The following is a 494-nucleotide window of genomic DNA, read 5'->3' as shown; positions in this document are numbered from 1 at the left end:
CGCTGCCGAGCGCCGACGCGCTGCTCGGCGTGGCGCGCCAGACGCTCGACGGCGCCGCCGGACGGCTGCCGCGGGCCCTGCTCGCCGGCGCCCATCGTCACCGCAGCGACTTTTCACGCGTCGCGTCGCGGCTGACGCCCGCCGTGCTGCGCTCCCGTGTGTCGCGCGAGCGCGACCGCGTGAAAGGGCTGTCCGACCGCACCGGACGTTGCCTGAGAGTCCAGGCCGAGCGTCGGCGCGACCGCTTCGCCGCCGTCTCGGGCCGGCTCGGTGCGGCGCTGCGGGCCTCGCTGGCGGCGCAACGCCATGCCCTGGCGCGTGACCGCGAGCGCGTCGGCGGGCTCGTCAGGCGGGCCGAGCGGGCCTCCAGGGGCCTTCTGGCCGAGCGCCGCGCCCGCCTGAGCCGGGCCGAGAAGCTCCTGCAGGCGCTGTCCTACACGGGCGTGCTGGCGCGCGGCTTCGCGCTGGTGCGCGGTGCCGACGACCGGCCGCTG

The 494-nt window shown here is 78.3% G+C and carries 1 protein-coding gene; it reads left to right on the top strand.

Annotated elements, in window-relative coordinates; translation table 11 throughout:
* A partial coding sequence (locus CH341_RS31855; RefSeq protein ID WP_281023740.1) for an exodeoxyribonuclease VII large subunit occupies window positions 1-494 on the top strand: 494 nt, incomplete at both ends.

The organism is Rhodoplanes roseus (assembly GCF_003258865.1).
Lineage (GTDB): Bacteria > Pseudomonadota > Alphaproteobacteria > Rhizobiales > Xanthobacteraceae > Rhodoplanes > Rhodoplanes roseus.
Note: the sequence above shows the minus strand (reverse complement) of the source record. Positions and strands in the feature narration are given on the sequence as shown.